Source organism: Pararhizobium sp. LjRoot255 (assembly GCF_964252905.1).
Classification (GTDB): Bacteria; Pseudomonadota; Alphaproteobacteria; order Rhizobiales; family Rhizobiaceae; genus Pararhizobium.
Map to the genome: position 1 here is coordinate 34,168 of NZ_CAXUPQ020000001.1, position 16,950 is coordinate 51,117.

General features: G+C 61.1%; 16 protein-coding genes. 12 read left to right on the top strand and 4 right to left on the bottom strand.

Annotated features, from left to right (window positions below; all coding sequences use genetic code 11):
* Position 1 precedes the first annotated feature (1 nt).
* Together plsY and dprA are read left to right on the top strand one after the other, a co-directional pair.
* On the top strand, positions 2–613 hold the full coding sequence (gene plsY / locus ACSQ2W_RS00200) for a glycerol-3-phosphate 1-O-acyltransferase PlsY (protein WP_436084434.1): 612 nt from the start codon (positions 2–4) through the stop codon (positions 611–613).
* A 6-nt stretch (positions 614–619) separates the two neighbouring features.
* Positions 620–1,771: a DNA-processing protein DprA gene (dprA, locus tag ACSQ2W_RS00205; protein ID WP_436084435.1), complete on the top strand. Its 1,152-nt coding sequence runs from the start codon at positions 620–622 to the stop codon at positions 1,769–1,771.
* Here the strand turns inward: dprA and ACSQ2W_RS00210 are convergent.
* Positions 1,700–1,957 (bottom strand): hypothetical protein, encoded by a 258-nt coding sequence (locus tag ACSQ2W_RS00210; RefSeq protein WP_436084436.1) that lies wholly within the window; start codon positions 1,955–1,957, stop codon positions 1,700–1,702. The two genes, dprA and ACSQ2W_RS00210, sit on opposite strands and share 72 nt — an antisense overlap.
* A 353-nt stretch (positions 1,958–2,310) precedes the next feature.
* Here ACSQ2W_RS00210 and topA point away from each other — a divergent pair, with 353 nt between their 5' ends.
* The 6 genes from topA (at position 2,311) to rpmG (ending at position 10,042) form a co-directional block, all read left to right on the top strand.
* The gene (topA, locus tag ACSQ2W_RS00215) at positions 2,311–4,992 is read left to right on the top strand and encodes a type I DNA topoisomerase (RefSeq protein ID WP_436087628.1); all 2,682 of its coding nucleotides are present in this window, start codon (positions 2,311–2,313) and stop codon (positions 4,990–4,992) included.
* A 2-nt stretch (positions 4,993–4,994) separates the two neighbouring features.
* Positions 4,995–7,370 carry a ribonuclease R gene (rnr, locus tag ACSQ2W_RS00220; RefSeq protein WP_436084437.1) on the top strand — a complete coding sequence of 792 codons (2,376 nt, stop codon included), beginning with the start codon at positions 4,995–4,997 and terminating at the stop codon, positions 7,368–7,370.
* A gap of 46 nt (positions 7,371–7,416) precedes the next feature.
* The gene (locus ACSQ2W_RS00225) at positions 7,417–7,878 is read left to right on the top strand and encodes a DUF983 domain-containing protein (RefSeq protein ID WP_436084438.1); all 462 of its coding nucleotides are present in this window, start codon (positions 7,417–7,419) and stop codon (positions 7,876–7,878) included.
* A gap of 86 nt (positions 7,879–7,964) precedes the next feature.
* Positions 7,965–8,585, top strand: coding sequence for an NUDIX hydrolase (locus tag ACSQ2W_RS00230; protein ID WP_436084439.1), 621 nt, complete (start codon positions 7,965–7,967; stop codon positions 8,583–8,585).
* A 13-nt stretch (positions 8,586–8,598) separates the two neighbouring features.
* The gene (locus tag ACSQ2W_RS00235) at positions 8,599–9,783 is read left to right on the top strand and encodes an MFS transporter (protein WP_436084440.1); all 1,185 of its coding nucleotides are present in this window, start codon (positions 8,599–8,601) and stop codon (positions 9,781–9,783) included.
* A gap of 91 nt (positions 9,784–9,874) precedes the next feature.
* Positions 9,875–10,042 (top strand): 50S ribosomal protein L33, encoded by a 168-nt coding sequence (rpmG, locus tag ACSQ2W_RS00240; protein WP_018325943.1) that lies wholly within the window; start codon positions 9,875–9,877, stop codon positions 10,040–10,042.
* A 707-nt stretch (positions 10,043–10,749) separates the two neighbouring features.
* Here the strand turns inward: rpmG and ACSQ2W_RS00245 are convergent.
* The gene (locus tag ACSQ2W_RS00245) at positions 10,750–12,117 is read right to left on the bottom strand and encodes a PleD family two-component system response regulator (protein WP_436084441.1); all 1,368 of its coding nucleotides are present in this window, start codon (positions 12,115–12,117) and stop codon (positions 10,750–10,752) included.
* Positions 12,118–12,205: 88 nt separating this feature from the next.
* The gene (locus ACSQ2W_RS00250) at positions 12,206–12,577 is read right to left on the bottom strand and encodes a response regulator (protein WP_003547430.1); all 372 of its coding nucleotides are present in this window, start codon (positions 12,575–12,577) and stop codon (positions 12,206–12,208) included.
* Positions 12,578–12,744: 167 nt separating this feature from the next.
* Between ACSQ2W_RS00250 and ACSQ2W_RS00255 the strand changes: the two genes are divergently transcribed.
* Both ACSQ2W_RS00255 and ACSQ2W_RS00260 read left to right on the top strand, forming a co-directional pair.
* Positions 12,745–13,011, top strand: coding sequence for a DUF3572 domain-containing protein (locus tag ACSQ2W_RS00255; RefSeq protein ID WP_436084442.1), 267 nt, complete (start codon positions 12,745–12,747; stop codon positions 13,009–13,011).
* 2 nt (positions 13,012–13,013) lie between these two features.
* Positions 13,014–13,655 carry a hypothetical protein gene (locus tag ACSQ2W_RS00260; RefSeq protein ID WP_436084443.1) on the top strand — a complete coding sequence of 214 codons (642 nt, stop codon included), beginning with the start codon at positions 13,014–13,016 and terminating at the stop codon, positions 13,653–13,655.
* A gap of 17 nt (positions 13,656–13,672) precedes the next feature.
* On the opposite strand, the gene ACSQ2W_RS00265 is transcribed toward ACSQ2W_RS00260, so the two are convergent.
* Entirely contained in the window at positions 13,673–14,260 is a 588-nt protein-coding gene (locus tag ACSQ2W_RS00265; protein WP_436084444.1) for a GNAT family N-acetyltransferase, read from the bottom strand.
* Positions 14,261–14,333: 73 nt separating this feature from the next.
* Here ACSQ2W_RS00265 and ACSQ2W_RS00270 point away from each other — a divergent pair, with 73 nt between their 5' ends.
* Both ACSQ2W_RS00270 and ACSQ2W_RS00275 read left to right on the top strand, forming a co-directional pair.
* Positions 14,334–15,623 carry a DNA polymerase IV gene (locus ACSQ2W_RS00270; RefSeq protein WP_436084445.1) on the top strand — a complete coding sequence of 430 codons (1,290 nt, stop codon included), beginning with the start codon at positions 14,334–14,336 and terminating at the stop codon, positions 15,621–15,623.
* A gap of 98 nt (positions 15,624–15,721) precedes the next feature.
* Positions 15,722–16,942: a L,D-transpeptidase family protein gene (locus ACSQ2W_RS00275; RefSeq protein ID WP_436087629.1), complete on the top strand. Its 1,221-nt coding sequence runs from the start codon at positions 15,722–15,724 to the stop codon at positions 16,940–16,942.
* The last annotated feature ends 8 nt before the right edge of the window (positions 16,943–16,950 follow it).

Genomic DNA, 16,950 nt, shown 5'->3' on the forward strand with positions numbered 1-16,950 from the left:
GGTGGAACTTTTTGTCTGGCAACTGGGACCTGCGCCGACGGTCATCAGCATCATCTTTGGCTACCTGCTCGGCTCCATCCCCTTCGGCCTCATCCTGACGCGCTTGGCCGGCCTTGGAGATGTCCGCAAGATCGGCTCCGGCAATATCGGTGCGACCAATGTCCTGCGCACCGGCAACAAGAAACTTGCGGCCGCCACCCTGCTGCTTGATGCCCTGAAGGGAACTGCCGCTGCGGCAATTGCCTCACGCTGGGGTATCGAAGCCGGCATCGCCGCCGGCTTTGCCGCTTTCCTCGGCCATCTCTTTCCCCTCTGGCTCGGGTTCAAAGGTGGCAAGGGCATTGCGACCTACATCGGCGTCCTGCTCGGGCTGGCACCAATCATCGTTCTCGTCTTTTCCGCCGTCTGGCTGGCCATGGCTAGACTGACGCGTTATTCCTCCCTCTCGGCACTGGTTGCAACGCTCGTCGTTCCGGTTGTACTGTTGGTTTCAGGATACGGGAAAATCGGCCTGCTCTTCGTGCTGATGAGCATCATCACCTGGATCAAGCACAGGGCAAATATTCAGCGATTGCTGGCCGGAACGGAAAGCAAGATCGGGCAGAAGGGATAGGACTGCATGTCGAACGCCAGCGCGGGACGAAACGGGATTGCGCTGACGGAACGACAACGGATTGCCTGGCTGAGGCTGATCCGCAGCGACAATGTAGGCCCTGCGACCTTTCGCGATCTCATCAATCATTTCGGCTCGGCCGAAACGGCGCTCGAAATGTTGCCCGAACTGTCGCGCCGCGGCGGTTCCACCCGCGCGATCCGCGTCGCGTCCGTGGCCGAAGCGGAAAAAGAGCTTGCCAGCGCCCATCGTTTCGGCGCCCGTTTCCTTGGCATCGGCGAGCCGGATTATCCGCCGGCCCTGCGCCAGATCGACGGTGCACCGCCCCTCCTCGCCGTCAAGGGCGATCCGGCCATCGGCACCGTGCCCTCTCTCGGCATCGTCGGCTCGCGCAACGCCTCGATCAGCGGCACCAAATTTGCCGCGATGATCGCGCGCGACGTCGGCCGTGCGGGTTATTCCATTATCTCGGGCCTTGCCCGCGGGATCGATACGGCGGCCCATCGTGCCAGCCTCGACACAGGCACGATCGCAGCGCTTGCCGGCGGTCTCGACCAGCCCTATCCGCCCGAAAATATCGACCTTCTGGACGAGATCACCGAAGGCAATGGCCTGGCAATCAGCGAAATGCCCTTCGGCTGGGAACCGCGCGCCCGTGATTTCCCACGCCGCAACCGCTTGATCGCCGGCGTCAGCCTCGGGCTTGCCGTCGTCGAGGCGGCCTCCCGTTCCGGCTCGCTGATCACCGCGCGCTACGCCGCCGATTTCGGCCGGCTCGTTTTTGCCGTGCCCGGCTCCCCGCTCGATCCGCGCTGCCATGGTACCAATGCCCTGTTGAAAGACGGCGCGATCGTGACGACGGAAGCGCAGGATATCCTGCAAGCTCTGGCGCCTCTCAGCCGTATCGACCTGTTCACGCCACCGCAGGCGGAGGAACCGGGCGAACATGATGCTGGCCCGATGGCGCCGCCGCCGAATGAGAACGATCGCATGCGGATCACCGATGCGCTTGGGCCCACGCCCGTCGAGATCGACGACATCATTCGCCACACCGGCCTTTCCGCGTCAGCCGTCTATCTTGTCCTGTTAGAACTGGATCTTGCCGGACGGCTTCACCGGCATCCCAGCGGCCTTGTTTCGCTCGCCATTGGCGAATGACAGATGCCGCTTGCCCGACAGGATGTCGCCGGCCTCGACGAAGGCCATCTCGATCAGGTAACACAGCATGTCCGCGCCCTCATCGCTGGCGACGCCGCGCAGTTCGCCCAGCATCTGCCGGACATAGGTGATCTTGTCATGTGTCTGAGCGTCCCTCTTGCCGGCGCCGGGCGAATTCGGAATCATCGGTTTTCCCTGCTGTGCATTCAACTCGCCCGCAAACAGACACACGGGTCCGAGCCTAACCCAAGACGACCCCTGTGCATGTCATCGCCTAGTAGCGCATTACGAAGCTGGAAGCTCCCCTTCCGGCCTCCTTCCAGCCGCGGACGAGTACACTAAAAAGACGATAACGCATTTATCTTTAATTGCAATACTAACGAAATCCCTTATAGGTTGTATTACGTTGTATGGGCTTATTTTCAGCCCGGCACTTGACCGCAGACGAATCCCTGTCCATGTCGGGGCTTCGATATTCCCAATGTGCCGCCTCTTCCCGGCATGGCACAGCTTTGAACGGTTGCTCTAAGAACATGACCATGAATGTTGTCGTCGTGGAATCGCCTGCAAAGGCGAAGACCATCAACAAGTATCTCGGGCCTGGTTACAAGGTGCTCGCGTCGTTTGGCCACGTTCGCGACTTGCCGGCCAAGGACGGCTCCGTCCTGCCGGATGACGATTTCGCCATGCTGTGGGAAGTCGACAGTGCATCTGCCAAGCGGGTCAAGGACATCGGTGATGCCCTGAAGTCCTCGGACGGCCTCATCCTTGCAACCGACCCGGATCGCGAGGGAGAAGCGATTTCCTGGCACGTGCTCGACCTTCTGAAAAAGAAGAAGCTGATCGGCGACAAGCCGGTCAGTCGCGTTGTCTTCAACGCCATCACCAAGAAGGCCGTGCTCGATGCCATGGCCAATCCGCGCGATATCGACGTGCCGCTGGTCGACGCGTATCTCGCCCGCCGCGCACTCGACTATCTCGTCGGCTTCAACCTATCGCCGGTTCTCTGGCGCAAGCTGCCGGGTGCCCGTTCGGCCGGCCGCGTCCAGTCCGTCGCTCTGCGCCTCGTCTGCGACCGGGAATCCGAAATAGAGCGCTTCGTTTCTGAGGAATACTGGAACCTTTCGGCGCTCCTGAAGACGCCGCGCGGCGATGAATTCGAGGCACGGCTGGTATCGGCCGAAGGCAAGCGCCTGCAGCCCCGTTCCGTCACCAATGGCGAAGACGCCGGCAAGCTGAAGGCCCTGCTCGAAGGTGCGGCCTACGTCGTCGAAAGCATCGAGGCAAAGCCGGTCAAGCGCAATCCGTCGCCGCCCTTCACCACCTCGACCTTGCAGCAGGCGGCCTCCTCCAAGCTCGGCTTTTCCGCGTCCCGCACCATGCAGGTGGCGCAGAAGCTCTATGAAGGTGTCGATCTCGGCGGAGAGACCGTAGGCCTGATCACCTATATGCGTACCGACGGTGTGCAGATGGCGGCAGAAGCGATCGATGCGGCCCGCAGCGCGATCGGCAGCCAGTTCGGCAGCCGTTACGTGCCGGAAAAGGCAAGGCTCTACTCGACCAAGGCGAAGAACGCCCAGGAAGCGCACGAGGCCGTGCGTCCCACCGACTTCGACCGCACACCCGACCAGGTGAAGCGTTTCCTCGATGCCGACCAGTTGCGTCTCTACGATCTGATCTGGAAACGCGGCATCGCCAGCCAGATGGCATCGGCCGAGATCGAGCGCACCACGGTCGAGATCCTCGCTGACAACAACGGCCAGAAGGCAGGACTCAGGGCCGTCGGCTCCGTCATCCGCTTCGACGGCTTTATTGCAGCCTACACCGACGCCAAGGAAGACGGCGAACAGAGCGATGACGGCGACGAGGATGGCCGTCTCCCCGAAATCAATGCGCGTGAAAACCTCGCCAAGCAGAAGATCAATTCGAGCCAACACTTCACCGAGCCGCCACCGCGTTATTCGGAAGCAACGCTGATCAAGAAGATGGAAGAGCTCGGCATCGGCCGTCCCTCCACCTACGCCGCGACGCTCGCCACATTGCGGGATCGCGAATATGTGACGATCGACAAGCGCAAGCTGATCCCGGAAGCCAAGGGCCGCCTGGTGACGGCCTTTCTCGAAAGCTTCTTCTCGCGCTACGTCGAATATGATTTCACGGCATCGCTGGAAGAAAAGCTCGACCAGATTTCCGCCGGTGAGCTCAACTGGAAGGATGTTCTTCGCGATTTCTGGAAGGACTTCTTCGCCCAAATCGAGGACACCAAGGAACTTCGTGTCACCAACGTTCTCGATGCCTTGAACGAAGAACTGGCGCCGCTGGTCTTCCCGAAGCGCGAGGATGGCAGCGATCCGCGCATCTGCCAGGTCTGCGGCACCGGCAAGCTGTCGCTGAAGCTCGGCAAATACGGTGCCTTCGTCGGCTGCTCGAACTATCCGGAATGCAATTTCACCCGTCAGCTCTCCTCCGACAGCAATGGCGGCGACGAGGCTTCCGTATCGAACGAACCGCAGTCGCTCGGTAAGGACCCTCATACCGGCGAGGAAATCACCCTGCGCTCCGGCCGTTTCGGGCCTTATGTCCAGCGCGGCGATGGCAAGGAGGCCAAGCGTTCGAGCCTGCCCAAGGGCTGGACACCGGCCACCGTCGATCACGAGAAGGCGCTGGCGCTTCTCTCCTTGCCGCGCGACATCGGTGCCCATCCGGAAACCGGCAAGATGATCTCCTCCGGCCTCGGCCGCTACGGACCGTTCATCCTGCATGAGGGCACCTATGCGAATGTCGATTCGATCGAGGACGTCTTCTCGATCGGTCTCAACCGAGCCGTCTCCGTGCTCGCCGACAAACAGTCGAAGGGTCCCGGCGGCCGCGGGCGGACTGCGGCGGCGGCTCTGAAGGAGATCGGCGACCATCCGGATGGCGGGGCCATCACCGTGCGCGACGGCAAATACGGTCCTTACGTCAACTGGGGCAAGGTCAATGCGACGCTGCCAAAGGGCAAGGACCCGGCGTCGGTGACGCTCGCGGAAGCACTTCTCCTGATTGCCGAGCGCATCGCCAAGGGCGGCATCAAGACAACCAAGGCGAAGACGACAAAAACGGCAAAGCCGAAGGCCGCAAAGACTGAGGGCACCGCCGCAAAAACGGCAAAGCCGAAAGCCGCAGCCAAACCCAAGGCGGCCGCCAAGCCGAAGACGGCAGCAAAAGCCAAGAAGGGCTGAACGTGACCAGGACACCGCGCGATCGCCCCGAACGGCCCGGCAAACCCGCAGTCCGGCTCGGCCGCGCGGGCAGACAAATGCCTGCTCCTGCGGAAGACACCGTGATCATTCACGGTGCCGTGCCGCCGCGCGACGTGCTGATGCGCTTCATCACCGACAATCCGGACAAGGCGTCGAAGCGCGAGATTTCCAAGGCTTTCGGCCTGAAGGGTGAAACGCGCGTCGAACTCAAGGCGCTTCTTCGCGAGCTTGAAGAAGAGGGAATGCTCGAAAAGAAGCGCAAGTCGCTGGTGCGTCCCGGCGCCCTGCCCCCGGTCACCGTGCTCGATATCACCACTCGCGACAAGGACGGCGAACTGATCGGCCGCCCGGCCGAATGGCCGGAGGATGCGGGCGTCGCGCCGGCAGTCGCTATTCGCCAATCCACCGTGGGCAAGGCCAAGGGCAAGACGCCGGTCGGTGGGCTTGGCGATCGCGTGCTCGCAAAGATTTTCCCGTCCAAGGACCGCGCCGGGCCAGCCTACACGGCACGCATCGTCAAGGTTCTCGACAGGAAACGCAGCGGCAACGCCGCACTCGGCGTCTTCCGTGCGTCTGACGGCGGCGGCGGTCGCATCATGCCGATCGAGAAGCGCGGCGATGAACTGCAGGTCGATGCCGGTCATGAGGGACAGGCGCAGGATGGCGATCTCGTCGAGGTGGAAATCGCCCGTATCGGCCGTTTCGGGCTGCCGCGCGCGCAGGTGAAATCGATCATCGGCTCGGTCGCCACGGAAAAGGCGATCTCGATGATCGCAATCCACGCTCACGGTATTCCCTATATTTTCCCCGACGGCGTTGTCCGCGAAGCCGAAGCGGCCGGTCCCGCCACCATGTCGCACCGGGAGGACTGGCGCTCGCTGCCCCTGATCACCATCGATCCGGCCGACGCCAAAGACCATGACGACGCGGTACATGCCGAGCCCGATCCTTCGCCCGAAAATCCGGGCGGCGTGATCGTTACCGTCGCTATCGCCGACGTCTCCTGGTATGTGCGGCCGAAATCGGCGCTCGACCAGGAAGCCCTGAAACGTGGCAACTCCGTCTATTTCCCTGATCGCGTCGTGCCCATGCTGCCGGAACGCATATCCAACGAGCTCTGCTCGCTGAAACAGGGCGTCGACCGGCCGGCGCTTGCCGTGCGCATGCGTTTTTCGAAGGAAGGCCGCAAGGCCGGCCACACCTTCCACCGCATCATGATGAAGAGTGCGGCCAAGCTCTCCTACAGCCAAGCTCAGGCGGCCATCGACGGCACGCCGGACGATCAGACCGGGCCGCTGCTCGAGCCGATCCTGAAGCCGCTCTGGGATGCCTACCGGATCCTCACGCGCGGCCGCGACCGCCGCCAGCCACTCGAGCTCAACATGCCCGAGCGCAAGATCATCCTGAAGCCGGACGGCACGGTCGACCGGGTTTTCGTGCCGGATCGCCTTGATGCGCACAAGCTGATCGAGGAGATGATGATCCAGGCAAATGTGGCCGCCGCCGAGACGCTGGAGATCAAGCGCCAGCCACTGGTCTACCGCGTCCACGACGCGCCGTCGCTCGCCAAACAGGAAAGCCTGCGCGCGTTTCTGGCTACCCTCGACCTCTCCCTGGTCAAGGGTGGCAACCTGCGCTCAAACCACTTCAACGGCATCCTGTCGAAGGCTGAGGGCCAGCCTTACGAGACCATGGTCAACGAGATGGTGCTGCGCTCCCAGAGCCAGGCGATCTACAGCCCCGAAAATATCGGCCATTTCGGCCTCAACCTGATGAAATACGCGCATTTCACCTCGCCTATCCGCCGTTACGCGGACCTGATCGTGCATCGCGCGCTGGTCGGTACGCTCGGGCTCGGCGAAGGCGGCATCACGCCGGCCGAGGAAGCGGCACTCAACGATATCGCAGCGGAGATTTCGACCTTCGAGCGCCGCGCGATGGCGGCCGAGCGCGACACGGTCGACCGGCTGATCGCGCATTATCTGAGCGGCCGCGTCAACGAGGAATTCGATGGTCGCGTATCAGGCGTGACCAAATCGGGACTATTTGTCACCCTTCCGGCCTATGGCGCGGACGGTTTCGTGCCTATATCTACGCTGGGACGCGACTATTTTATCTATGACGAGGCGCATCAGGCTCTTTCCGGTGAAAAAACCGGGCTCGGCTACCGCCTCGGTGATCCGGTCCGCGTCAAATTGGTGGAAGCCGTGCCGCTTGCCGGCGCGCTCCGCTTCGAAATGCTCAGCGAAGGGCGCAAGATGCCGACGGCGACGCGCTCCTTTCACAAATCCGGTCGCCGGGATCGCAGCGGCGCCCGCACAATGCCGGGAACGCGACCATCGCGCGGCAGGCGATAGAGGACGTGACGGCAAGGCCCCACGTCCGCAGATTGAGGATATGGACATGCAGGCAGCTCGCAGCACTCCGGAAACAGTCCGCTTTGAACAGACACGCGAGGCCGAGCGTCCCGCGGGCCGATCGATCAAGCGCGGACTTCTGAACACCTGCCCGGCCTGCGGCAGCGGCAAGCTTTTCGGCCGGTTCCTGAAGGCCGTACATGCCTGCGAAGCCTGCGGTGAGCAACTCGACGAGCATCGCGCCGACGACTTTCCGCCCTACATCGTCGTGACGATCATGGGCCATATCGTTCTCGGCGGATTCATGATGACGGAAATGATCCTGCCGCTGTCCAACTGGGGGCACCTGGCCATCTGGGTGCCGATCACGATCCTCGGCTCTCTCGGCCTGATGCAGCCTGTCAAGGGTGGTGTCGTTGGCCTGCAATGGGCGCTGCGCATGCACGGCTTCGGCGGTCATGAGGATAAGCCGGAAGACGTTCTGCCTGTCACGGACCGTACTGCGTGACGGGCAGCGGCGACGGGCTGGCCGATGGCCTGCTCTCCACCACGCAGAGACCTCGTTCACCGCGGCCGCGCGATGCCGCGTCGATCATGCTGCTCGATCGTTCGCGGGCTCAGGTGCGCGTGCTCGTCGGCAAACGCCACAAGGCGCATGTCTTCATGCCGGACCTTCATGTTTTTCCGGGCGGCCGCAGAGATGCGTCGGATTATAGACTCCCCTGGTCCGGAGATATCCATCCTGCCGTAATCGAACGGCTGAAAGCAGCCTATGTGCAGCGTGCAAGCGAAAATCGATTGCGCGCCATCGCCCTTGCAGCCCTTCGCGAACTCCACGAAGAGGCGAGCATCGCCATTGGCCGCAAATACAGCGGAAACACAACGTTACCTTTCCTTCCCGATCTCACAAACTTGCGCTATATGGCACGGGCGATTACCCCTCCGGGATTTCCGCGCCGGTTCGACACCCACTTCTTCGCCGTTTTTACGGACGAGGCAGGCGTGGAACCCACGGATATCCGCGACAGCCGGGAGCTCGAAGATTTGAGATGGATTGATGTGAACGATGTTTCGGCCGTGCACATGCCCGACATCACCGAAATCATCCTCGGCGATTTGAGGGCGAGCCTCGAATCCGATGCCTCTCTGCCCTTTGGAAGGCCGGTGCCGTTCTACCACACACGTCATGGACGATTCGTCCGAGACCTTCTCTAAGGAATTTCATTGCATGTCACAGCCGCCGTCCGGCACGCTAGCGCCGGTTGAGGAGATACACTGGCCATCGCTGATCGCCGCGATCGCCTCCATCACGGCGGTGGGGATCGCGATCGGCCTCGGCCTGCCGCTGCTCAGCATCATCATGGAAAAGCGCGGCATCTCCTCGACACTCATCGGCCTGAACTCGGCGATGGCCGGGCTTGCCTCGATGGCGGCGGCCGCCGTCACGGCAAAGACCGCCCACAACTACGGTGTCGCCAACACGATGCTGCTCGCCATCCTGTTTGCGGCAATCAGCGCGCTCGGCTTTTACTACATCGAAAACTTCTGGCTCTGGTTTCCCCTGCGCGTCGTTTTTCACGGCGCCATCACCGTGTTGTTCGTCCTGTCGGAATTCTGGATCAACGCCACGGCGCCACCCAGCCGCCGCGGTTTGGTGCTCGGCATCTACGGTACCATCCTGTCCCTGGGATTTGCCGCCGGCCCCCTGCTCTTCTCCATCCTTGGCAGTGAGGGCATCCTGCCCTTTGCCTTCGGTGCCGGCGTGATTCTGCTTTCGGCCATACCGATCTTTCTTGCCCGCAACGAAAGCCCGGTCCTTGATGAGAAGCCCGAGCTGCATTTTATGCGCTATGTCTTCCTGGTGCCGACCGCGACGGCCGCGGTCTTCATTTTCGGTGCCGTCGAATCAGGTGGCCTGTCGCTGTTTCCAATCTACGGAACACGCACCGGCTTCACCGAATCACAGGCAGCGCTGCTTCTGACCGTCATGGGCATCGGCAACGTGATTTTCCAGATCCCGCTTGGCATGCTCTCGGACCGCATGAAGGACCGCCGCAACCTTCTGGCTATGATGACTGTCGTTGGCTTGGCCGGAGCGCTGTGTCTGCCGCTGCTGCAGGGCAACTGGTGGCTGATGGCGGTCGTGCTCCTGTTCTGGGGCGGCAGCGTCTCGGGCCTTTATACGGTGGGCCTGAGCCACCTCGGCTCGCGCCTGCATGGCGCCGACCTCGCGGCCGCCAATGCCGCCTTCATCTTCTCCTATGCGGTCGGCACGGTGGCTGGCCCGCAGGCCATTGGAGCCGCCATGGACATTACCGGCAACGACGGCTTTGCCTGGTCGATCGCCGCCTTCTTCGCGCTTTATGTGGTACTTTCCGTGATCAGGATCGTTTTCAACCCAAAACGGACTTGACTTTTCGGGCGCGATTTGTAGTTTCGCGCCAAGTTTGCCGGGACCCGCCTTGGATGTCCGCGGCTTTGTTTTTTATAAAGGCAGGACGACCATGGCGAAAGCTGCAAAAATCAAGATCAAGCTGCTGTCGACGGCCGACACGGGTTTCTTCTACGTGACCTCGAAGAACAGCCGCACGAAGACGGACAAGATGTCCTTCACGAAATACGACCCGGTCGTACGCAAGCACGTCGAATTCAAGGAAACCAAGATCAAGTAAGATCGGTTTCCCTCGGGAATGCAAAGGCGCCGGCTGAAAAGCCTGGCGCTTTTTTTGTGCCGGAAAGAGTGAGTCGGTCTGGTGACTCTATCCCGCCTCGTCTGTCGCTGCTGTGAATCAAAACGCCGTCCCGGAAAGGGACGGCGTTTCAATGGGCGTCGACTGATCGAAACCGCGGCACGAGGAACCGCATTGGTTACAGATCAGCCGACAAACCCCACGACCCAGGAGATGCGGCGGACCTGACATCATGGGGTAATCGACGGGAATTTATCCCTTACCAATGACAATTGACCGGAATTAAAAAAAAATCAATGAATTCTTAACCAAAGCCCAAGCGAGAGCGCTGACATGGTTAATTTCACCAATGCCTTATAGACGACTCGCGCATATTTCGAACTGTACCTGCCCCCAGATAACGGCCTTGCAAAAGTACTATGATATTTTCATAAAATGAGCGATTAGCAACATGGAAAAAATACGGCATCGATTTCTATCGCCGTAATACGCTGAATACATTATTTTAATTTAGAAACAGACAATTCATCGATGCGCTCCGCCCCGACAGTTCATGATTTTGGACAGCAATCATGACATGCAGCATGCGGTAGCGACGCGTTTGACGCTTAACTAGATAAACCGGGCGGACTAAATCAGTTTTTCTGTGGAAAACTGCGCCATATGCGGAAATTTTGTGCGAGTTCGGCTCAGGCCGCCGCGGCAACGACCTGGTTTCTGCCGTTGTTCTTGGCCTGGTAGAGCGCAGTATCGGCGCGCTTCAACAATGCCTCCGGTGTGTCGCCTCCCGGATTGAGCGTGGCTATTCCAAGAGACGCAGTTATCGGCAGAATTGTATCTGTATTGCGAAGAGAAAAAGGCCTGTCTTCGACGATTGTACGCAGACGCTCGGCGATCGCCGCGGCCGCATCGGCGGGCGTATCGGGCATGACCAGGACGAATTCCTCGCCGCCAAACCGGCAGGCGAGATCGGCACCGCGCACTGTCGAGCGAACCCGGTGTGCGAATTCGCGCAGCACCTCGTCGCCGGCGTCATGTCCATAGGTATCGTTGACGCTCTTGAACCGGTCGATATCGGTGATGCAGATCGACAGGGGCCGGCCGCGAGCAATGGCACGATCGACCAGCAGCTTCAGATGACTATCCAGATAACGGCGATTGTGCAGCCCGGTCAGCCCATCGGTGACCGCAAGCTCGATCGTCTGTTTGACGCTCGCCCGGAGCCGGTCGTTGCAGTGCTTGCGGCGAATCTGCGTCAGACTGCGGGCAACGAGCTCGTTGGGATCCACCGGGCGCATCAGATAGTCGGTGACGCCGAGATCGAGCGCGCGCACGACCATGTCCTCATGCCCCTGCTCGGCAATCAGCAGGAGCGGAATATACCGCGTGCGTTCCAGCGAGCGCAGCTGCGAGCAGAGCCGCAAGGGATCGTAGTTGTCGAAATTCGAATTGACGATAACAAGATCGAAGCCGTTTTCGGCCGCCTCGAAAAGCGCCGCCTGCGGATCGGACATCGCCGTCACCTGGGCCACCGGCTTCAGCGCACGGACAAGCCGCTCCTGCGAGCTGCCGCGGCCATCGACCAGCAGAACATTGCCGAATTCGTCAGGACGATCGAGGGAGGCAAGGTCCGACAGACCGACACTATGGGCCGTCTCAGCGCGCAGACGCAGTTCGTCGCTGACGTTCTTCAACCGCACGAGGCTCTTGACGCGCGACATCAGCTGCAGGTCGTTGACCGGCTTGGTGAGGAAATCATCGGCGCCGGCCTTCAGGCCGCGCACCCGGTCGGATGGCTGGTCGAGCGCCGTAACCATGACGACGGGGATATGGGCCGTGCGAGAATTCGCCTTCAGGCGCGCGCAAACTTCGAAACCGTCGATGCCGGGCATCATGATGTCGAGCAGGATCAGATCAACCGGCTGCTTGTCGCAGATTGCCAGCGCCTGATACCCGTCGGCGGCCGTCAGTACGTCGAAATACTCGGCCACGAGCCGCGCCTCAAGCAGCTTGACGTTGGCCGGTATGTCATCGACGACAAGAATACGCGCGGTCATGCAATCTTTCCTGCCAATGAGCGCTTGATGTTGCATCAAACGCAAATCTCTCGTTCAAAGCGCCTATTGATAACCGTTCGGCGCCGCGTCAGGCGTCACCCAGATAAGTCTTGATCGTTTCAATGAACTTCGGCACCGAGATCGGCTTGGAGACATAGGCCTCGCAGCCTCCCTGCCTGATCCGTTCCTCGTCGCCCTTCATGGCAAAGGCGGTGACGGCGATGACCGGAATCACATGCAATTCGTCATCTTCCTTCAGCCACTTGGTCACCTCGAGCCCGGAAACCTCTGGAAGCTGGATGTCCATCAAAATCAGGTCCGGGCGATGTTTTCTCGCAAGATCAAGGGCTTCCATACCGTTGCGGGTCTGGATAGTCGTGTAACCCGACGCTTCGATCAGGTCACGAAAGAGCTTCATATTCAGCTCGTTGTCTTCAACAATCATCACCTGCTTGGGCATTTCGATCCCTTGTTTTGCGGTTCCGGCTTGCAAGCCCGGCGCATCCAGATAAGTTGCGCGCGGATGATTTCACCTGTTCCCGGAAACCTGACGCTAAAGCTATTTGGTTGAAAAACAGGTAATATTCGGTGAAAAAATCACCTGAAAGAAACAAAGGACAGACGCCTTTGACCCCCGCGGAAGAAACATCGATCGCCATCCTCGCATGGCTGGCAAACGAGCCGGAACTGCTTGGACGTTTCCTGGCATTGACGGGTACCGATCCATCCTCCTTGCGCCATGCCGCGGCCGATCCCGGCTTTTTGGCCGGCGTTGTCGATTTCCTGATGGGCCACGAACCAACGCTGCTTTCCTTCTGTGCGGCGACCGGCACGCCGCCCGAAGACGTCGTGCGCGCGCACATGGTTCTGTCCGGTCCGCCCGGAGATTTCTGACAATGGCCGAATTGCTCGACCTCGACCATGTCCGGCTGACGAACCGGCCGCTGATCGTCTGCGATATCGACGAGGTGGTGCTCGAATTCCTGACGCCGTTCCGCAATTTCCTGCGCGCGTCCGGCCGTGACCTCTTGCCGCGATCGTTCCGCCTGCATGGCAACATCGTGTTGCTCGAGAACGGCGAGGCGGTCGCCGACGATCTGGTCTCCGCGCTGCAGGAGGAATTTTTCACGCGACAGGAGGAATGGCAGACGCCGGCGGCGCTCGCGGTCGAGACGCTGGCCGAACTCGCTGAAGAGGCGGACATCGTTTTCCTCACCGCCATGCCGCCTCGCCATGCCGTCGTTCGCCGCGCCCTGCTCGACCGTTTCAGTCTCGGCTATCCGCTGGTTTCCAGCGAAGAAGCGAAAGGTCCCATCGTCAAACGGCTGCATGCCGGGCGCAAGCTTCCCTTCGCTTTCATCGACGATATCTCGCATAACCTTCATTCCGTTCGCGAACACGCTCCAGACTGCCTTCTCGTCAATCTGATGGTCAATGCTGATTTCCGGCGGTTGGCGCCCGACCCCGGGGAAGGCATCGCCAAAGCGGGCGACTGGACGGACGTGGCGCGGATCGTCCGCGCCCATATTTCCCGCTAGCGTCCGCGTCGTTTCCATCAGCGTAGCTCCAGACGCATCAGCGGGCGCCCATCCTTGCGTTTGGCCACCTCTGCAAAGCCGGCGGCCTCGAAAATGCGGGTCGAACCGACATAAAGGCCGATCGATTTCGACTGTTTGGTCCTGTCGATCGGGCAGGCCTCGAGAACACGCGCAGCGTTGTTCCTGGCAAAGGCGATGGCTTCCGACAGCATTCTGTGGCTCAACCCCTTCCCGCGCTGAGGGCGCGGCATGTAGAAACAACTGACAGCCCAGACTGCGGGATCCGTCGCGTCCCCGGGCAAAAGCGGCCTCGATACCGTTTTCGGCGAGTTCCATTGCGGCAGGTCCGCGCGGGGGCCGACCTGCACCCAGGCGATCGCCTGCCCACCGCGATAGCCGAGAAGGCCAGGCGGCGGCCCTTCAGCCACGCGATCGTGCATGAACATGCGCTTGGCATCCGCGTTCATTGCCTGGCGCTCTTTCGCGGAAACCCGAAAATAGGTGCACCAGCAACCATAGCGGGCGCCCTGTGGTCCGAAAAGCGTCGCAAAATCATCCCAGCGATCCGGCGTCAGCGGCCGTGCTTCGAAATCTTCCGGCGTCACGTTCCCTTCCCTTTCGTCTTGAGACTCGGCAGTTTACGGCGTAACCTGGAGATGTTCAACATTTGTTCTCATCATGACCGCAAACGAGGCCGCCATCCCGGGATTTTGCCGCGACTGCTTAAAACAGGCGACAGGCGGACGACGCTGCTCGGCCTGCGGCAGTCCGCGGCTGCTTTACCATGCCGAACTCTACCAGCTGACGCTTGCCCACATCGATTGCGACGCTTTCTATGCGTCCGTCGAAAAACGCGATAATCCTGATCTCGCCAACACGCCGGTGATCATCGGCGGCGGCAAGCGCGGGGTCGTCTCGACCGCCTGCTATATCGCCCGCATCCATGGCGTGCGCTCCGCCATGCCCATGTTCAAGGCGCTGGAGGCCTGTCCGCAGGCGGTCGTCATCAAGCCGGACATGGAGAAATATGTCCGCGTCGGCCGGCAGGTGCGCATGCTGATGCAGGAGTTGACGCCCCTCGTCCAGCCGCTTTCGATCGACGAGGCCTTCCTGGAGCTCAAGGGGACGGAGCGGCTGCATCACGATCCCCCTGCCCGGACGCTCGCAAGATTCGCCCGCCGCATCGAAGAGGAGATCGGCATCACGGTCTCGGTCGGCCTCTCCTATTGCAAGTTCCTCGCCAAGGTCGCCTCCGACCTGCAGAAGCCCCGCGGCTTTTCGGTCATCGGCGCTGCCGAGGCGCTGGACTTTCTGAAAGAGAAGCCGGTCACACTGGTCTGGGGTGTCGGCAAGGCCTTTGCCACGACGCTGGAGCGCGACGGCATCCGCACCATAGGCCAGTTGCAGGCGATGGAAGAAACCGAGCTGATGAAGCGCTATGGCACGATGGGCCAGCGCCTCTATCGTCTGTCGCGTGGTCAAGACGAGCGTGCGGTCGAAATCAACGGTGAAGCCAAAAGCGTCTCTTCGGAAACGACCTTCAACGATGACCTCTGTGACTATGACAACTTGGTTTCGCATCTGCGCCGGCTGAGCGAGCAGGTGGCGCACCGGCTGAGAAAGGCCGAGATCGCCGGCCAGACCGTCGTGCTGAAGCTGAAGACCGCCGACTTCAAGATCCGCACCCGCAATCGCCGCCTCGACAGCCCGACGCGGCTGGCCGACCGCATTTTCCGCACCGGCATGCAGCTTCTCGACAAGGAAGCCGACGGCACGAAATTCCGTCTGATCGGCATCGGCGTCACCGAGCTTTCCGATACGGGTCTCGCCGACCCGCCCGACCTTGTCGATACTCAGGCGACGCGCCGCGCGGCGGCGGAAGCGGCAATTAACGTGCTGCGCGACAAGTTCGGCAAAACGACGGTCGAGACCGGCTACACGTTCGGCAGGGGCCGGCGCGGGAAGTAGCGCAATCAGCGCGTGTTCCCGGCGGAACAGCAAAGTTTCCTTAAATCTCTCAGGCTAGGCTCATCCCTCGTTTCCTGCGCCCGGATGTGTTCATGGTTTTGCGTCTCGCATTTGGCATCGGCCTTGTCTTTGCCCTCTCCGCCAGCACCGCACTTGCAGCCGGTAACCCGGCTCCCCTGCAGATCGTCGTCTCCAAGGACCAGCAGTCGCTGGTCGTCTACGACGGCGACACGGTGATCGCCACCTCCAACGTCTCGACGGGCAAGGCCGGTCATTCGACGCCGACCGGCATCTTCTCCATTCTGGAAAAGCGCCGCTTCCACAAGTCGAACATCTATTCGAACGCGCCGATGCCGTTCATGCAGCGGCTGACCTGGTCGGGTATCGCCCTGCATGCGTCGAATCACGTTCCAGCCTATCCCGCATCGCACGGCTGCGTGCGCATGCCAGAGGATTTCGCCAGGCAATTGTTCAAGATGACCGGCCGCGGCCTGCATGTCCTGATCTCCGATCGTCAACTGACGCCAGTCGCCATCGCCGATCCCTTCCTCTTTCAGCCGGCAGTCGTAGAACCCGTTTTGCTTTCGGATGTCACCCTGCGGCCCAGCGTCTCGCAAGTTCATACGAAAACAGTTGAAGTTGCCACGATTCAGCCGGAACCCGCCAAAACGGCGGCGGTCGAAACCGAACGGAAACCGCCGATCCGCATGCTGATTACCCATCGCGGCCAGCGGGAAATCTCGCTCGATGTCCAGATACTGCTCAACGCCTTGGGCTATGCCGCGGGAATCGCCGACGGTTATGCCGGCGCACAGACCGTGGAAGCCATCAAGGCCTTCCAGACGGCGGAGAAGCTCGCCATCGACGGCAAGACGACGCCCGCCTTTGTCGAGGCCCTCTATGCCAAGGCCGGCAAGGGCAAGCCGCCGAACGGCCAGCTTCTGGTGCGCCGCAATTTCGAGCCGCTGTTCGAAACGCCGGTGGTGATCGCCCAGCCCGAGATCGCGCTCGGCACGCATTTCCTGCAGTTCCAGAACATCGACGCCTCGACGGGCAAGGGCGAGTGGTTCGCCATGACGCTCGACAATGCGCTGCCCGGTCCGATAAAGAAACGGCTTGGAATTACCCTCGAAGAGGATGCGATGGCCTTCAATGCCGTCCAGCGCACGATGGGTCGCATCACCATCCCGGACGATGCACGCCAGCGGATCAGCGAGTTGCTGACCGAGGGATCGTCGATGACCATATCCGACATGGGCCTTGGACAGGAAACCGGTGACGGTACCGACTTCGTGACAATCACCCGAAGCGGGCTCTGAACTGCAGG